The sequence below is a fragment of the Micromonospora sp. NPDC049081 genome (genome assembly GCF_040648835.1).
GTDB lineage: Bacteria > Actinomycetota > Actinomycetes > Mycobacteriales > Micromonosporaceae > Micromonospora > Micromonospora antibiotica.
In genome coordinates, this window is the sequence record NZ_JBEZEK010000006.1 from 19949 (window position 1) to 34927 (window position 14979).

The window sequence follows — 14979 nt, forward strand, 5'->3', positions numbered from 1 at the left end:
TCCCACGGGGTGGTCCGGTCGGCGGTGCGGCTGCCGACCGTCAGTGGATGGTGACGCCGCCGTCGACGAAGAGCGTCTGGCCGGTGACCATGGCGGCGGCGTCACTGAGCAGGTAGGCGACCGCGTTGGCGACGTCGGCGGGCTCCGCCATCCGGCCCAGCGGGATGGTCGCCAGCTTGTCGGCGAGATAGCCGGCGTCGCCGCGTACGTCGGCGGTCATGTCGGTGGGCACGATGGTGGGGCCGACCGCGTTGACCCGGATCCGGTCGGGCGCCCACTCCAGTGCCAGCACCCGGGTCAGGTGCAGCACGCCGGCCTTGCTGACGCAGTAGCCGACGGTGTCGAGCACCGCGATGTGGCCGTTGGTGGAGCCGATGTTCACCACCGACCCGTGGGTGTCCCGCAGCGCCGGGTACGCGGCCTGGCAGACCCGGAACGTGCCGGTGAGGTTCACGTCGAGCACGGTGCTGAAGTCCTGCTCGCTCATCGTCGCGGCCGGCCCCCGCCGGACCACCCCGGCGTTGTTGACCAGCAGGTCCAGCCGGCCGTGCCGGTCGAGGACGTCGGCCACCAGGTCGACGCAGGACCGGCCCGACCGGACGTCCACCCGGTGCCGGCTGTGCGGCCCGTCGGAGGTGGGGGTGTCCCAGGTGTCGGCGACGTCGGCGTACGCCACGGTGGCCCCCCGGGCGGCCAGGGTGGCGGCGATCGTCGCGCCGATGCCCCGGGCCGCCCCGGTGACCAGCGCCACCCGGCCGTCGAACCGGTTCGGGTCGTCCGTCGGGACGCTCATGCCCCGATCACCTTGGTGTCCTCGGCCCAGAACGCGAGCCGTCGTTGCAGCAGCCGGATGACGAAGTGCGCGACCAGCCCCATCAGCGACAGCACCACCAGCACGGCGAACATGCCGGCGATGTCGAAGTTGTAGTTGGTCTGCAACAACAGGTAGCCCAGCCCCTCCTTGGCGCCGATGAACTCACCGACGACCGCGCCGAGGATGGCGAAGACGATGCCGATGTCGAGGCCGGCGAAGATGAACGGCAGCGCGCTGGGCAGCCGGACCATCCGGAAGATCTGCGACCGGCTCGCGCCGAACACGGTGAGCATCTGGATCCGGTCGGCGTCGGCGGCCCGCAGCCCCTCGATGACGTTGACCAGCATCGGGAAGAACGAGATGACCGCCGCCATCACCACCTTGCTGGTCAAGCCGAAACCGAACCAGAGCACGAACAGCGGGGCGAGGGCGACCTTCGGCACGGTCTGGAACGCCACGATGTACGGCATCAGGGTGGCCTCGACGACCCTGATCTGGGAGATGAAGGTGCCGAGCAGGACCGCCGCACCGACGCCGATGGCGAAGCCGAGCAGCGACTCCTGGGTGGTCACCCAGAAGTGCCCCCAGAACTGGTCGTCGGTGAGCTGCCGGTGCAGCGCCTCGGCGATCTGGGAGGGGCGGGGCAGCACGTACTCGTCGACGTCGAGCAGTTGGGTGCCGTACTCCCAAACGAGCACGACCACGACGAAGACCGTCGGGACGAGCCACAGCTGGGGACGGTCCCGCAGGTCGGACCGCCGCCGGGCCGGCTGCGGGCCCGGCGGTGCGCCGGGGGACGGCTTGTCGCGCACATCTGTCGTTGCCATGGCGGCACCTCGTCAGTCGATCACGCCGGCGGCGTGGAAGTGGCGGCGGATCCGGTCCACGTAGACCCCGGCCCGGTCGGAGGACATGACGCCCAGGTCGCGCGGGCGGTCCAGGTCGATGGGCAGCACCTCGGCGATGCGCCCCGGGCGGGAACTGAGCACGACGACCCGGTCGGAGAGGAAGACCGCCTCGGGGATCGAGTGCGTCACCAGCACCACCGTCTGGTTGCTCTCCCGCCAGATGCGCAGCAGCTCGACGTTCATGTACTCGCGGGTCATCGCGTCGAGCGCGCCGAACGGCTCGTCCATCAGCAGTACGGCCGGGTCGTGCACCAGCGCCCGGCAGATGCCGGCCCGCTGCTGCATGCCGCCGCTGAGTTCGTGCGGGTACTTCCGCTCGAACCCGGTCAGGCCCACCATCTCCAGCAGTTCCTGGGCGCGTTGCCGGTGCCGGGCGGGATCCAACTTCTGGATCTCCGCCGGCACCATGACGTTGTCGAAGATGGTGCGCCAGGGCAGCAGGGTGGGCGCCTGGAACACCATCCCGACCTCACGGAGGGGTCTGACCACCTCGGTGCCGGCGATCCGTACCGTGCCGCCGGTCTTCGGGCTCAACCCGGCCAGGATCTTGAGCAGGGTGGTCTTGCCGCAACCCGACGGACCGACGACCGAGATGAACTCGCCGCGCCGGACGGTCAGGTTGATGTCGCTGAGTGCCTGGGTGGGTGCCGACCGGCGGGGCTGGTACTGCTTGTCCAGGCCGGCCACCTCGATCCAGGAGTCCTCCGACACCGTGGCCGGCTGCTGCTCCCGGCGTCCCATCGCCTTGATGGCCATCGCGTTCCCTTCCGCGTCCGCCGCGCGCTACTGGGCGGGGTAGTTGGCGGCCTTGTCGAGCACCGCGGCCTTGTCGAACTGGTTTGCGCCGGAGAGCAGACCCGGCTCCCACACGTCGCCGAGGGGAACGTCACCGGTGATCTGGCCGGCCTCCTTGGTGTACGCCTGGGTCTTGGTCCACTCCTGGTCGCTGATCGCACCCCAGTCGCCGAACTGATCCGGGCTGCCGGACGCCGGGGTGGCGGTCTTCAGCCAGGCGGTGAGGCTCCTGGTGTCGGCGGGCAGCTGCGCCGCCGCGTCCTTACCGGCGAGGATCTGCGGGAACACCTTGTAGCCGATCCGCATGGCGGCCTCCGGGTTCTTCGCGGAGAAGAGCATCGCCTTGTACGCCGCCCGCAGGAACCGGGTGTAGACGTCCTTGTTGTCGTCGAGCTTGCGGGCGCCGACGGCGAAGCTCAGCGACCGGATGCCGTCGAAGGCGTCGGGGTTGTCGAGGTACTTCAGCGTGGTGCCGGAGTTCTCGATCACCGCGTACGCCTGGGTGTAGAGCGCCAGCACGTCGACCTTGCCGTCCTTGAGCGCGGCGGCGGCCTGCGCGCCGACCCCGACGGGCAGCAGCTCGACGTCCTTGGCCGGGTCGAGGCCGGCTGCCGCGACGTAGGCCCGGGCGTACGGGGCGGAGCCGGACGCCAGGCTGATCACCCCGATCTTCTTGCCCTTCAGGTCGGCGCCGCCGGTGAGGGTGCTGTCCGGCTTGACCGCCATCACCCAGGGCCAGTTCTGCACCAGGCCGCCGATGGCCTTGACCGGGACGTTCTTCTGTACCGCGCCGAGGATGGAGCCGGTGTCGGCGGCGGTGAGGTCACCACTTCCCGAGGCGACCGCCTGGAGCGCAGCGACCGAGCCGTCCGTGTTGATCGTCTCGACGGTCAGCTTCTCCTCGTCGAAGTAGCCCAGCTCCTTGGCCACCGCGTACACGGCGACCTCCTCCTTCGGGCCGATCACCGCCGAGGCGATGGCGAAGGTCAACTTCGCCGGTGCCCCCGCCTCGGTGCCCGACTCGTCACCGGAGCCCCCGCATCCGGCCAGCGTCACCGCGGCGACCAGCGCCGCCGGCAGCAAACCCCACTTGTGCTTCATGTCGATACCTCGTCCTCGTTCAGGGAAAGGGCTGGTCAGCCGCGCACAGCAGCGACGGCCGGGACGGATCGGTGCTGGTGTGGGTGGGTCGGACCGACGCCGCCACGGCGGGCGGGAGGCGAGGACCCGGGTCGGTGGATCAGCGGGACGGGTCCCGCCGCGCCACGGTGTCGGCGAGGTCGTTGTAGACGTGCTGCTCGACGATCAGCCCGTCGCGCAGCACGAACACGTCGGCGTAACGGATGTCGTCGAAGCCGGCGCCGTCGGGCCACTGCCCGTACAGCCGGCCCAGGGAGACCACCGAGACGGCGTCGCCGTCGGTGCCCACCAGGTAGCGGTCGCGGTGCTTGCGCACCCACCGGTAGGTGCCGGTCGCGCCGGCCACCAGTTCGTCGAGGTTGCGGTAGACCCGGCCGCCGGGAAAGACGATCCGGACCTCCGGTGCGAGCAGGCGACCGGCCCGGTCCAGCTCGCGGTCCTCGCACAGTTGCAGGTAGTGGTCGACCAGCCGGGCTGGTTCGTCGGCGAGGGTGCCGTCGGGGAGGTCCCCGGGCGGTCGCCCGCTGTCCATCAGCCGGCCCTGCCGTTCAGCGCCGCCTCCCACTGGTCGCGCAGCGGGTGCTCCGCGGGGCCCTGCTCGGTGAGGATGCGCATCAGCCGGTGCAGCAACTGGTCGCGGTCGCGGGCCAGGGCGAGCTGTTCGGCGTCGTCGGCGGTGAAGCCGTCGACGTCACCGGCACCGAGCACGTCCCGGCGGACCAGCAGCTGCTCCAGCACCCGCAGCCGCTGCCGGCTGACGTGCAGCTCGGTGGACAGTTGCAGCACCAGGTCGAGCAGCTTGCCGAGCCGGGGGTCGCCGAAGTAGTCGAACTCGGTGCTCATCACGCCTCCGGTTTGGTCGCGGACAGTACGGCCCAGGGGAAGTGCCACTCGGACCGGTCGCCCCAGCCCTCGGGCTGCATGCCTTTGCGGCGTTCGTCGAACGGTGTCCAGCCGGCGTCGGTGAGGCCGGCCTCGGCGCAGATCGCGAGCAGGTCGGAGCCGAACAGGGCGTGGAAGAACGGCTCGTTGTTCCGCTCGGCGTGCTCGTAGACGGTGGCGTCGCGCAGCGGGTCACCGGTGAGTTGGAACTCCAGGAAACGCAGCGCGCCGCCCGGCTTGAGCAGGCGGGCGGCCTCCTCGATCGTCTCCCGGATGGCCGTGGCCGGCATCTCGTGCAGCACCATCGTGCCGGTGACCACGTCGCAGGAGGCGTCGGCGAGGTCGGTGGCCCGGCCGTCGGCCTGCCGGTAGTCGATGGCCAGGTCGGCGGCCTCGGCCTCGGCGTGCGCCAGGCGCAGTCCGGGGGCGGCCAGGTCGAGTCCGATGACCTGGGCGGTCGGGTAGCGGCCCACCAGCGGCCGGGTGCTCTTGCCGAAGCCGCAGCCGATGTCGACGACCCGGGTCGCGGCGGGCCGGTCGGGCAGGGCGGTCCGGGTGAACAGCTGGTGGAACTTGTAGCCGTCGTTGTCGCGCAGCATGACGATCCGCGCGCCGAACTCGTAGACGTAGGCGGACATGTCGTCGGAGAAGAAGCCGCCCGGCTGGATGTGGATGTCGTAGTCGGTGTACCAGTCCGGCAGGGGCAGGTCGGGGTCGAGGGTGAGCGAGCCGGCCGGCTGCGCCGGGACGGCGGTCAGTTGCCGGGTCAGCTCCGCACGCCGGTCCAGTACGGCGTCGCCGGCCGCCTTCCACAGCATTTTCTGCTGCACCCGTTCGAGGTGGCTGAACCAGGGGTAGAGCGGCAGTTCGCGCAGGGTCCGGCCGGCCTCGTCGATGCTGGTGGCCGGCGCACCGGTGGCGGCGTACTCCCTGGTGAGTGCTGGGTACACGGTGTCGGCCCAGCGCTTGCGCAGGCCGAGGACGAAGTCCACGGCGGATCGTTCGTCCAGGGTCAGGCGGTCCTCGACGTCGAACATGGCTGATCTCCTTTGTCGCGTCCGGCTCCTCGCGGGCGGCGCCGGATCGGGAGGGGTGCTCGGGGCGGCTGCGACCGGGGTCGCCGCCGCCGGATCAGTAGGCGAGCGCCACCTGGGCGGCGGCGGGGGTGTCGTGGCGGCCGAGGAAGGCGCCGGCGAACCGGCCCTCGTAGACCGCTTCCAGGGTGGTGCGGGGCGCGTTTGCGTCGCCGACGAGATGGACCCGGGGTCCGTCGGGCGACGCGTCGAGCTGGCGGTAGAGGGAGTCGTCGGCGACCGACGGGCCGGCGTCGACGACCGCGGTGACGTCGTGAATCTCGAGGTCGGGGCCGGTGAGCGGCCCGGTCAGGGCCACCGTGGTCGGACCTGCGGCGCGGACGGTCCGCAGTGGATGGGCCACGACGCCCAGGTCCGCGAGGCGGCTGAACAGGGCCAGTCGTGAGTAGGTGGTGATCCGGGCGGCGATGCTGGCGGTCGGGGAGACCAGGTGCACCCGGCCGCCCCCTCGGGCCAGGGCCTCGGCGACGGAGGCGGCGGCCCAGCTCCCGTCCTCGTCGATCACCACGTAGCTGCCGGTGACGGGTGCGTCGAGGGCGGCGACCGCCTGCCAGAGGTCGAGCACCGGCGGCCCGCCCGGCAGCGGCCGGGGGCGGGGGCGGGACCCGGTGGCCAGCACTACGTCGTGGTAGGCGCCGGCCCGCACCTGCGCGGCGGTGATCCGCCTGCCGAGCAGCACCTCGACCCCGGTGGCGTACGCCTCGGCGGCGAGGTCCCGGGTGAGCAGGCCGAGCCGTTCCCGGCCGGGCACCCGGGCGGCGAGGCCGACCTGGCCGCCGAGCGCGTCACCCGCCTCGGCCAGGGTGACCCGGTGGCCGGCCCGTCGCGCGGCGGTGGCCGCGGCCAGGCCGGCCGGACCACCGCCGACGACGAGCACCCGGCGCGGCGGTGCCGGCCGCTGCGGGCGTCGCCAGGCCGCCGCCCACTCCCGCTCCGCCCCGACCTCGGGGTTGACCACACAGGTGATCGGCAGGCTGGCCTCGACCCGGGCGATGCAGCCCTGGTTGCAGGCCAGGCAGGCCCGGGTCTCGTGGTGTCGGCCCTGGGCCGCCTTGCGGACCAGGTGCGGGTCGGCGATGTGCGGACGGGCCAGACCGACCAGGTCCGCCTCCCCCGCCGCGACCAGTTCGGCCGCCTCGGGCAGGCTGTCTAGCCGGCAGACCGCCAGCACGGGCAGGTCCGGGAAGGCCCGCTTGAAGGTGGCCGCGTGGTGTCGGAACGGCGCGTGCCCGAAGCTCATGTCGGCCATCTGGGTGGCCAGGGTGTAGCTGCCGTGGTAGGCGGAGTGGCTCACGTGGACGTAGGCCAGCGGGAACTCCTCGCGCAGCCGGGCAACGATCTCCACCATCGCGTCGGGATCCAGGCCGCCGGGAAGGAACTCGTCGGCGCTGACCCGCAACCCGACCGGCAGGTCGGTGGCGGCCAGCACGGCGGTCAGCACCTCGCGGGTGAGCCGCAGCCGGTGGTCCAGGCTGCCGCCGTAGGCGTCGGTGCGCCGGTTGGTGTGCGGCGACAGGAACTGTTGGAGCAGGTGCCCGTGGCCGGCGTGCAGTTCCAGGCCGTCGAAATCGGCCCGCCGCATCCGCCCGGCGGCGGCGGCAAACGCGGCGACCACCACGGCGATGTCGTGGCGACCCATGGCGTGCGGGACGTGCGCGCCGGTGGCCCAGGCCACCGGGGAGGACGACCAGGCTGCGGTGCGGGTGGCGTCGCCGTTGGCCTGCCGGCCGGCGTGCATGAGCTGGGCGAAGATGCGCGTGCCGTGCCGGTGCACGGCCTCGGTGACCGCCCGGTAGGCGGGGATGCCGGCGTCGGTGAAGCTGCCCAGGCTGATGCTGCGTCCGGCGCTTGTCGGGTGCACCCGGATGGCCTCGGTGACGATCAGGCCGACGCCGCCGGCCGCCCGCTCGGCGTGGTAAGCGGCGAGTCGGGGGGTGGGCTCGTTGTGCAGGCCGAAGTTGGTGGTGTGGCCCGGGACGAAGACCCGGTTGCGCAGCGGGACGGAGGCGAGGCGGACTGGCGTGAAGAGGGTGTGCACCGTCCCGTCGGCCATGCTCGGGCCTCCCGTCTGGACGTACCACCACCGGACCGAAGACCGTTCGGGTGGACCGTACGCCGTTCGAATGGAGGGAACGCTAGAGCCGCCCCACGTTGACCGTCAATGACCTACCAGTCAGTAACTTGCTGGTTAACATAGCTTTGACCTGCTGTTTCTCTCAGGCGAACGGTCGACGGTCCGCCAATCCACCCTCCTGCCGCCAATCGGACACGTGCGGGGCGGCGGCGAATCGACCCCGACAACCGCGACCACCACGAACGGGCCGACCACCGGCCACACCCACGCCCGCGAACGCCCGACCGCAAACAAAATCGATACATGTACATAAATCGGTTCCACCGCATATCGTGAGGGTCGAGAAAAGGTTCCGCGCGTCCCCGCGGCACCTCGCGCCCACCGCAAGAGGAGGCGGCCATGCCTGCCGCGCACCACCCCACCACCCTCCGCCGGATCGTCACCGCCCTCACCCTCGCCGCCTGCGCGGTCCTGCTCGCCCCGCTCACCCTCACCACCCCGGCCGCGCGGGCCGCACCCGTCACCGTGGCCAACGGCACCCAGTTCACCGACACCAGCGGCGCCGGCGTGCACGCCCACGGCGGCGGCATGATCAAGGTGGGCGACTACTACTACTGGTTCGGCGAGAACCGCAACGCCAACAACACCTTCCGGTACGTGTCGGTCTACCGCTCCACCGACCTGCGCACCTGGGAGTTCCGCAACAACGTGCTCACCCAGTCCTCCGCCGGTGAGCTGGCGACGGCCAACATCGAACGCCCCAAGGTGATCTACAACGCCGGCACCGGCCAGTACGTGCTCTGGATGCACTGGGAGAACGGCGTCGACTACAACCAGGCCCGGGTCGCGGTGGCCACCTCCAGCACGGTCGACGGCAACTACCGCTACCTGGGCAGCTTCCGGCCGCTCGGCCACGACTCCCGGGACCAGACGGTGTTCCGCGACGACGACGGCACCGCGTACCTGATCTCCGCCACCCGCAACAACGCGGACCTGAACATCTACCGCCTCACCGCCGACTACACCGGGGTCGCGTCGCTGGTGCGGACGCTGTGGCCGGACAACTACCGGGAGGCCCCGGCGATGTTCAAACGCAACGGGGTCTACTTCCTGGTCACCTCGGGCGCCACCGGCTGGTCGCCCAACCAGGCCCGGTACGCCACCGCCAGCAGCGTCGGCGGCACCTGGACCAACCCGACGAACTTCGCCGACGGCACCACCTACGACTCCCAGTCGGCGTACGTGCTGCCGGTGCAGGGCAGCGCCGCCACCTCGTACCTCTACCTCGGCGACCGGTGGGCCGGCGCCACGGGCGGCCCGGTCAACCAGTCCCGCTACGTCTGGCTGCCGCTGAACTTCCCCACCGCCACCTCGTTGACCATGAGCTGGTATCCGCAGCTGACCATCGACACCGCCACCGGCGTGGTCTCCGGGGTCAACGGCGGCTACACCTTCGACACGCTGCGCGCCCGGCACAGCGGCAAGTGCCTGGACGTGCTCGACCGGTCCACCGCCGACGCCGCCGCCGTGGCCCAGTACGCCTGCAACAACGGCACCAACCAGCAGTGGCAGCTGCGCGACGCGGGCTCGGGGTACGTGCAGATCGTCGCCCGGCACAGCGACAAGTGCCTCACCGTGGCCGGCGGCTCCACCGCCGACAACGCACCGGTGCAGCAGTTCGGCTGCCAGGCGGGGCGCACCGACCAGCAGTGGCAGCTGCGCGACGCGGGCTCCGGCTACACCCAGCTCGTCGCCCGGCACAGCGGCAGGTGCCTGGACGTCACCGGCTACTCCACCGCCGACGGCGCACGGGTGATCCAGTACGCCTGCGGCAGCGCCGCCAACCAGCAGTGGCAGCGGGTCGGCACCTCCTGACCGGCCCCGTCCACCGTCCCGCCTCCCGCAGGCCGGGACGGCGGACGGCCACCACCGCGCGCCCCACCAGCCCCGGAACGCGGTGTGACGATGACCTCACCCCACGTGCCGCCCCGGCGACGTCTACTGGACCGGACAGCAGTCGTCCTGGCGGGGGTACGGGGTGCGGGACAACACGCAGGAACAGCTCCACCGGCTCAGGTCACTGCGGATGGCCGCCGGACTGACCATCGACGAACTCGCCGCCCGCTCCGGGGTGAGCGCCCGGACGATCGGCGGAATCGAACGGCACCGGATCCGCCGCCCGCACCACGGCACCCTGCAGGCGCTCGGCGCGGCCCTGGGCCTGGACGGGGTGGATGCCGGCCAACTGCGCCCAGCCGCCGGACAGGTCGCCGGGCTCACCGGTCTGCCCGGGGTGACCGCCCACTTCACCGGCCGCCACGACGACCTCACCTGGCTGGCCACCCGGCTGGAACACCGCCACGCGGTGCAGCTGATCGGCCTGCCCGGGGCGGGCAAGACGGCGTTGGCGGTGCAGGCCGCCACCGACCTCGCCGGGCGGTTCCCCGACGGGGTGCGGTTCCTCGGGCCGGTTGCGGACGCCACCGCCGCGACGATCGCCCGCCGGTTGCTGCCACCGTCCGACGTGTCCACGCACGGGCCCGACCCGGTGGTCATCGGGGCGTACCGGGACCTGCTGCGCAGCCAGCGGATCCTGGTCGTACTGGACGACGTGCGCGACGACCGCCAGGTCGGGCCGTTGCTGCCGCCCGACGCCCTCGGCGTCACCCTGATCACCGGCCGGCACCCGCTGGCGGACCTCCCGGTGACCGACCGGTGGCTGGTGCCGCCCCTGCCGGCGGCCGACGCCCGGGCCGCCCTCGACACGATGGTGGACGGCACCGCGCCCGCACCCGCGGTCGCAGCGCTCGCCGCCGGCTGCGGCGGACTGCCCCTTGCCCTGCGGGTGACCGCGAACCGGCTGCTGACCCGGCCGCAGTGGAGCGCGCAGTGGCTGATCGACCGGTTGGCCAGGCCGGAGCGGGTCCTGGACGCGCTGGTCGCCGGTGACCTGTCGGTGCGCGACGCGTTCGAGCGCACGTACGCGGGGCTGCCGGCCCGGGCCCGCCGGGCCGTCCGGCTGCTGACCCGGCCGGCCGGTCCGGTCCCCGCCGAGGCGGGCTTTCTCGACCTGGCCGAACGGGGCTGGGTCACGGCCGGCCGGGAGCACCGCTACGAGCCCCACCCGCTGGTACGCGCCTTCGCCCGCGTCGCCACCGGCACCTGACCCTCACCCCGGGTCCACGCCGTCGCGGGAGAGCTCGGCCAGCAGCGTCGCGGCCCGGGCGGCCAGGTCCGGATCGTCACAGTCCTCGGCCAGTTCGATCGCCCGCCGCAGGTACGCCGGGGCGTCCCGGGTCTCCCCCGTGCGGCGCAGCGCCTCGACCAGTTCCACCGACACCAGGGCCTCGAACGCCGGCATCGCGCTGACCCGCAACAGCGCGACCGCCTCCCGCAGGGCGGTGACCCGGTCCGGCCACCGGCCGAGGACGGCGAGATCGTCGGCGATCCGGCGGCAGTTCAACGCGTCGGTGGCGGCTCGGGCGAAAGCCGCGATGGGGTAGCCCGGATCGCGGAGCAGGCATCGCGTCCGCTGGTGCACCCGCAGCGCCTCGACGGGTCTGCCGAGGGCCAGCAGCGATGAGCCGAGCGAGGCCATCGCCTGCGGCAGGCCCTCCGGATCTGCGGCCCGTCGCAGCAGCACCCAGGCCCGCTGCCGCTGCCGCAGCGCCGCCGCGTGCTCGCCCAACCCGGTGTGGCCGCTGGCGGCGTAGAGCAGCGCCCAGCCCTGCTGGGCCGGGTCGCCCGCACGGACCGCCCGGTCCAGCGCCCGGGTGGCGGTGGCCACGCTGGCGGCGTACTCACGCTGACAGATCGCCTGCGCCCAGGACAGGTAGTTGAGGTGGACCGCCTCGATGCGGGGGTCGTCCAGCCGGGCGGCGGACTCGGCGGACAACCGGAAGACCTCCGGCCACAGGTCGAGGTGCACCCGGCTGTCGGAGAACCAGTGCAGCGCGTCGACGGTGTCGACCACCTGCTCGTGCAGCCCCTCGACGGCGGCCGACCGCAACGCCGCGAACCAGTTGCCCCGTTCGGCGTCGAGCCATGCCGTCGCCGCCTCGCGATCCCCGAACTCCGCCAGCGACGGCGGTCCGTCCGGCTCGAAGTGCCGCCCCGCCGCCGTGGTCCGCGCCAGCCACCAGCGCAGCGAGGACGCCCGCAACGGGCCGGCCGAGTCCGGCTCCTCGGCCGTCAGCCGGTCGACGGCGAAGTCACGTACCAGGTCGTGCAGCCCGTAGCGGTCCGCCGGCACGGCAGCCACCAGGCCGCTCTCCACCAAAGCTTCCAGCCGTTGCTCGGCGTCGGCGTCGGAGCCGTCGGTGACCACGGCGACCGGGTCCGGGCCGAAGTCCGGACCCGGCATCAGCGACAACCGCCGAAAGGTCCGCCGCAGGTCGTCCCCGAGCCGCCGGTACGACAGGCTCAGCGCGGTGTGGATGCCGGCGGTGTCGGCGTCGATGACCCGCAGGCGGGCCTGCTCGCCGGTGAACCGACGGTTCAGCTCCGCGACGGACAGCCCCGGCTCGGCCGACAGGCGTTGCCCGGTGACGCGCAACGCCAGGGGCATGTGACCGCAGTGTCGGGCCAGCTCGGTGAGTTCGGTCGGATCGACGGCGACCGGCCGGGCGATGGCCCGCAGCATCGCGGTGGAGTCCTCGGCCGGCAGCGGCTCCAGCGACAGCCACTGTGCGGTGTCGAGACCGCTGAGTCGCCGCCGGCTGGTGAACAGCACGAGACTGCGTCCGGCCCCGGGCAGCAACGGCCGGACCTGCGCCTCGTCGGCGGCGTTGTCCCACACCACCAGGGCCCGGCGCGCACACAACGCCGACCGGTATGCCGTCGCCCGCTCGTCGCGGCCGGCGGGGATCCGCTGTTCCGGCACGCCGAGCGCCCGCAGCAACCGGTGCAGCGCCTCGCCCGAAGTGGTCGGGACGTCGTCCATGCCGCGCAGGTCGACGAAGAACCGGCCGTCGGGGAAGTCCGTGGCCAGGTCGGCCGAGGCCCGCAGGGCGAGGCTGGTCTTGCCCACCCCGGCCGGTCCGGTGACGACGAGCACGGTGGCCTGCTGCCGGTCACCTGACGGGCGACGGGCGATGTCGCCCAGGGCCCGCAACTCCGCTGCCCGGCCGCTGAAGTAGCGGGGCGGATCGGGCAGTTCCGCGCCGGCCGGCCGCGCGGAGGTGGCCTCGACCAGGCGACGACGCTCGTCGTGCGGCACGGCGAGAACGTCGAACAGGACGGTCAGGGTGCGCCGCTGCGGGCGACGGACCCGGTCGCGTTCGATGTCGCTGATCGCCCGGGCACTGACTTCGCAGCGCTCGGCGAGCGCCTCGATCGACAGGCCCGCCGCCAGGCGGCACCCACGCAGGACGGCACCCAGCGTCAGCGGTTCGGGTACGCTCGGTATCGGCTTCACCGAGCACACCCTCACAGATCACCGCCCGAGATTCCAGGCATCGACGAGTGACGTAGCGCATGGTCGGATCACCGACCGTTCAACCGTCAGGTCTGGTAGCCGCCGTAGTTGCCCGCCCGGGCGCACGCGTCCGCGCTGCCGTGTGTGTCGACGCAGCCGTGGCGGGTGTCGACGTCGTTGAGCCGCAACGACACCTGGTTCCAGTTCGGACCGTAGCCTTCGATCTGCTGCTGCAGGACCCCCGGGTGACACGCGGAACGACAGGCAGGAAAAGACGACGACGCAGACCGGGCCGGGCAGCGCGACACGACCGAACGGTCGGGCCGCCCCGCGCAGGACACGAGGCGGCCGACCGGCCGGTTACGACGTGGCGGTCAGCTACGCAGGCTCCACTGCTGGTTCTGTTGCCCGTTGCAGGCCCAGAGAACGAGTTTGGTGCCGTTGGCCGTGGCCGCGTTGCTGGCGTCCAGGCAGCGACCCGACTGCACACCGGTGATGGTGCCGTCGGCATTGACGTTCCACTGCTGGTTGGCCCCGTCGTGACAGTCCCAGATGATCACCTGGGTGCCGTTGCCGGTGCCCTGCCCGGAGGCGTCGAGACACTTGCCGCCCGACACCTGGAGTTGCCGGCCCGCCGTACGGGTGAAGCGCTGCGCGTTGCCGCCCGTACAGTCCCACAGCTGGACCTGCGTGCCGTTGGTGGTGCTGCCGTTCGGCACGTCGACGCAGCGACCGGACTGGGTGCCCACGAGTTGGACGCCCTGTGTGGGGGTGCCGCCACCGGCCGGCGCGTATCCCGCCGCGGCGATGTTCGCCTGCACCGCGTCCTCGGTGGCCGGCGACGGGTAACCCGAGGTCAGCACGCCCTCGAAGAAGGTGCCCCGGCCGGAGACGCTGTTGTCGCCGCCGATGCCGAGCAGAATCGCACCCTCCTTCTTCATCGGGTGGTATCCGTTGGGACGCCGCCCGTCGAAATAGGTCGTCAGGCCCCCCGACTGGGCGTTGCCACCGCGGATCGCCCAGTGGTTCGGCTCACCTTTGACCATGGCCGTCACGAAACGGTGGTTGATGGACGCGATGTTGTTGTACCCCGCGTTCACCCCGGAGAACAGCCCCCACTCCAGATCGGCCATGACCCACGGGCCGGCGCCGGCACCGTATCCCCACTGCTTGTTGGCACCGAAGTAGACCGTCTCCATGATGGCCGGCGAGTCGGCCTGACCGTCGGTCTGCGCATTGCCGTAGTCGAAACAGCACCACTGGTTGTAGTGCGTGCCGTCGACGACGGCGTAGATGCCCTCGGGCTGGTCACCGGTGGCGACACCGTTGGTGTTGTTGTTGCGGTAGCCGGTGCCGGGCGAGACGTAGACGCCGTACGCCTTCTGGCCGCCGATCGTGACCGGTGCGGCCTTCGCGTCGGCCAGGTTGTCCCAGCCGCCCGGCGCGGGGCCGGGCCAGTAGCCGCCGGGCGCCTGGGTGAGGCGGTTGTTGCGGCCCGACTGGTCGTAGATGATCGTGATCACGCAGCTCGTGTTCGCGCAGAAGGAGTCCTGGGTCGCGGCGTTCACGACACCACCCACGCTCAGCACGCCGACGTCCCGGGTGGTGTTGTCCGACGTCCGGCGCACCTGGTACAACGGCCCGTTGTACGCACCGTACAGGGCGCGGGTGGTGCTGTGCGCGGCCACGCACGGCGTACCGCCCGCGGCGTAGATGTCACACGGGCCGGTGGTCGCGGCCCGCGCGCCCGGCGCGTCCGCCAGTACGGAGCCGCCGCTGACGACGGCCAGGGTCGCCATCGTCGCCACGGCGATCGTCATACGACTGGGCCTTCTCAACACATTCATCGAATCCTC

Annotated in this window: 12 protein-coding genes; 2 read left to right on the plus strand and 10 right to left on the minus strand. The window is 72.1% G+C overall.

Annotation, left to right across the window (positions count from 1 at the left end):
- Positions 1 to 40: 40 nt before the first annotated feature.
- The 8 genes from AB0B63_RS11585 to AB0B63_RS11620 form a co-directional block, all read right to left on the minus strand.
- A complete protein-coding gene (locus AB0B63_RS11585) occupies positions 41 to 793 on the minus strand; it encodes an SDR family NAD(P)-dependent oxidoreductase (protein ID WP_357017183.1) in 753 nt (250 codons plus the stop codon).
- Complete coding sequence (locus AB0B63_RS11590) at positions 790 to 1641, minus strand: ABC transporter permease (protein ID WP_357017186.1); 852 nt, start codon at positions 1639 to 1641, stop codon at positions 790 to 792. The genes AB0B63_RS11585 and AB0B63_RS11590 overlap by 4 nt, the downstream gene beginning before the upstream one ends.
- A 12-nt stretch (positions 1642 to 1653) precedes the next feature.
- On the minus strand, positions 1654 to 2478 hold the full coding sequence (locus tag AB0B63_RS11595) for an ABC transporter ATP-binding protein (protein WP_208566052.1): 825 nt from the start codon (positions 2476 to 2478) through the stop codon (positions 1654 to 1656).
- Positions 2479 to 2505: 27 nt separating this feature from the next.
- A complete protein-coding gene (locus AB0B63_RS11600) occupies positions 2506 to 3618 on the minus strand; it encodes an ABC transporter substrate-binding protein (protein ID WP_357017191.1) in 1113 nt (370 codons plus the stop codon).
- Between the two features lie 139 nt (positions 3619 to 3757).
- Positions 3758 to 4189 carry a nuclear transport factor 2 family protein gene (locus AB0B63_RS11605; RefSeq protein ID WP_357017194.1) on the minus strand — a complete coding sequence of 144 codons (432 nt, stop codon included), beginning with the start codon at positions 4187 to 4189 and terminating at the stop codon, positions 3758 to 3760.
- On the minus strand, positions 4189 to 4500 hold the full coding sequence (locus AB0B63_RS11610; RefSeq protein WP_208566055.1) for a hypothetical protein: 312 nt from the start codon (positions 4498 to 4500) through the stop codon (positions 4189 to 4191). The genes AB0B63_RS11605 and AB0B63_RS11610 overlap by 1 nt, the downstream gene beginning before the upstream one ends.
- The gene (locus AB0B63_RS11615) at positions 4500 to 5576 is read right to left on the minus strand and encodes a class I SAM-dependent methyltransferase (RefSeq protein WP_357017197.1); all 1077 of its coding nucleotides are present in this window, start codon (positions 5574 to 5576) and stop codon (positions 4500 to 4502) included. The genes AB0B63_RS11610 and AB0B63_RS11615 overlap by 1 nt, the downstream gene beginning before the upstream one ends.
- 94 nt (positions 5577 to 5670) lie before the next feature.
- Positions 5671 to 7686, minus strand: a complete 2016-nt coding sequence (locus AB0B63_RS11620; RefSeq protein ID WP_357017200.1) for an FAD-dependent oxidoreductase — start codon at positions 7684 to 7686, stop codon at positions 5671 to 5673.
- 420 nt (positions 7687 to 8106) lie between these two features.
- On the opposite strand from AB0B63_RS11620, the gene AB0B63_RS11625 reads away from it, so the two are divergent.
- Both AB0B63_RS11625 and AB0B63_RS11630 read left to right on the plus strand, forming a co-directional pair.
- Positions 8107 to 9582: an RICIN domain-containing protein gene (locus AB0B63_RS11625; protein WP_357017203.1), complete on the plus strand. Its 1476-nt coding sequence runs from the start codon at positions 8107 to 8109 to the stop codon at positions 9580 to 9582.
- A 163-nt stretch (positions 9583 to 9745) separates the two neighbouring features.
- Positions 9746 to 10873 carry a helix-turn-helix domain-containing protein gene (locus AB0B63_RS11630; RefSeq protein ID WP_357017207.1) on the plus strand — a complete coding sequence of 376 codons (1128 nt, stop codon included), beginning with the start codon at positions 9746 to 9748 and terminating at the stop codon, positions 10871 to 10873.
- A gap of 3 nt (positions 10874 to 10876) precedes the next feature.
- On the opposite strand, the gene AB0B63_RS11635 is transcribed toward AB0B63_RS11630, so the two are convergent.
- Positions 10877 to 13123 carry a helix-turn-helix domain-containing protein gene (locus tag AB0B63_RS11635; RefSeq protein ID WP_357017210.1) on the minus strand — a complete coding sequence of 749 codons (2247 nt, stop codon included), beginning with the start codon at positions 13121 to 13123 and terminating at the stop codon, positions 10877 to 10879.
- A gap of 374 nt (positions 13124 to 13497) precedes the next feature.
- Positions 13498 to 14943, minus strand: coding sequence for an arabinofuranosidase catalytic domain-containing protein (locus AB0B63_RS11640; RefSeq protein WP_357017213.1), 1446 nt, complete (start codon positions 14941 to 14943; stop codon positions 13498 to 13500).
- Positions 14944 to 14979: the final 36 nt, after the last annotated feature.

Excerpts from the sequence above, each read along its gene's own strand:
- AB0B63_RS11585 (WP_357017183.1), bottom strand. The coding sequence starts at position 793 with ATGAGCGTCCCGACGGACGACCCGAACCGGTTCGACGGCCGGGTGGCG.
- AB0B63_RS11590 (WP_357017186.1), bottom strand. The coding sequence starts at position 1,641 with ATGGCAACGACAGATGTGCGCGACAAGCCGTCCCCCGGCGCACCGCCG.
- AB0B63_RS11595 (WP_208566052.1), bottom strand. The coding sequence starts at position 2,478 with ATGGCCATCAAGGCGATGGGACGCCGGGAGCAGCAGCCGGCCACGGTG.
- AB0B63_RS11600 (WP_357017191.1), bottom strand. The coding sequence starts at position 3,618 with ATGAAGCACAAGTGGGGTTTGCTGCCGGCGGCGCTGGTCGCCGCGGTG.
- AB0B63_RS11605 (WP_357017194.1), bottom strand. The coding sequence starts at position 4,189 with ATGGACAGCGGGCGACCGCCCGGGGACCTCCCCGACGGCACCCTCGCC.
- AB0B63_RS11610 (WP_208566055.1), bottom strand. The coding sequence starts at position 4,500 with ATGAGCACCGAGTTCGACTACTTCGGCGACCCCCGGCTCGGCAAGCTG.
- AB0B63_RS11615 (WP_357017197.1), bottom strand. The coding sequence starts at position 5,576 with ATGTTCGACGTCGAGGACCGCCTGACCCTGGACGAACGATCCGCCGTG.
- AB0B63_RS11620 (WP_357017200.1), bottom strand. The coding sequence starts at position 7,686 with ATGGCCGACGGGACGGTGCACACCCTCTTCACGCCAGTCCGCCTCGCC.
- AB0B63_RS11625 (WP_357017203.1), top strand. The coding sequence starts at position 8,107 with ATGCCTGCCGCGCACCACCCCACCACCCTCCGCCGGATCGTCACCGCC.
- AB0B63_RS11640 (WP_357017213.1), bottom strand. The coding sequence starts at position 14,943 with ATGACGATCGCCGTGGCGACGATGGCGACCCTGGCCGTCGTCAGCGGC.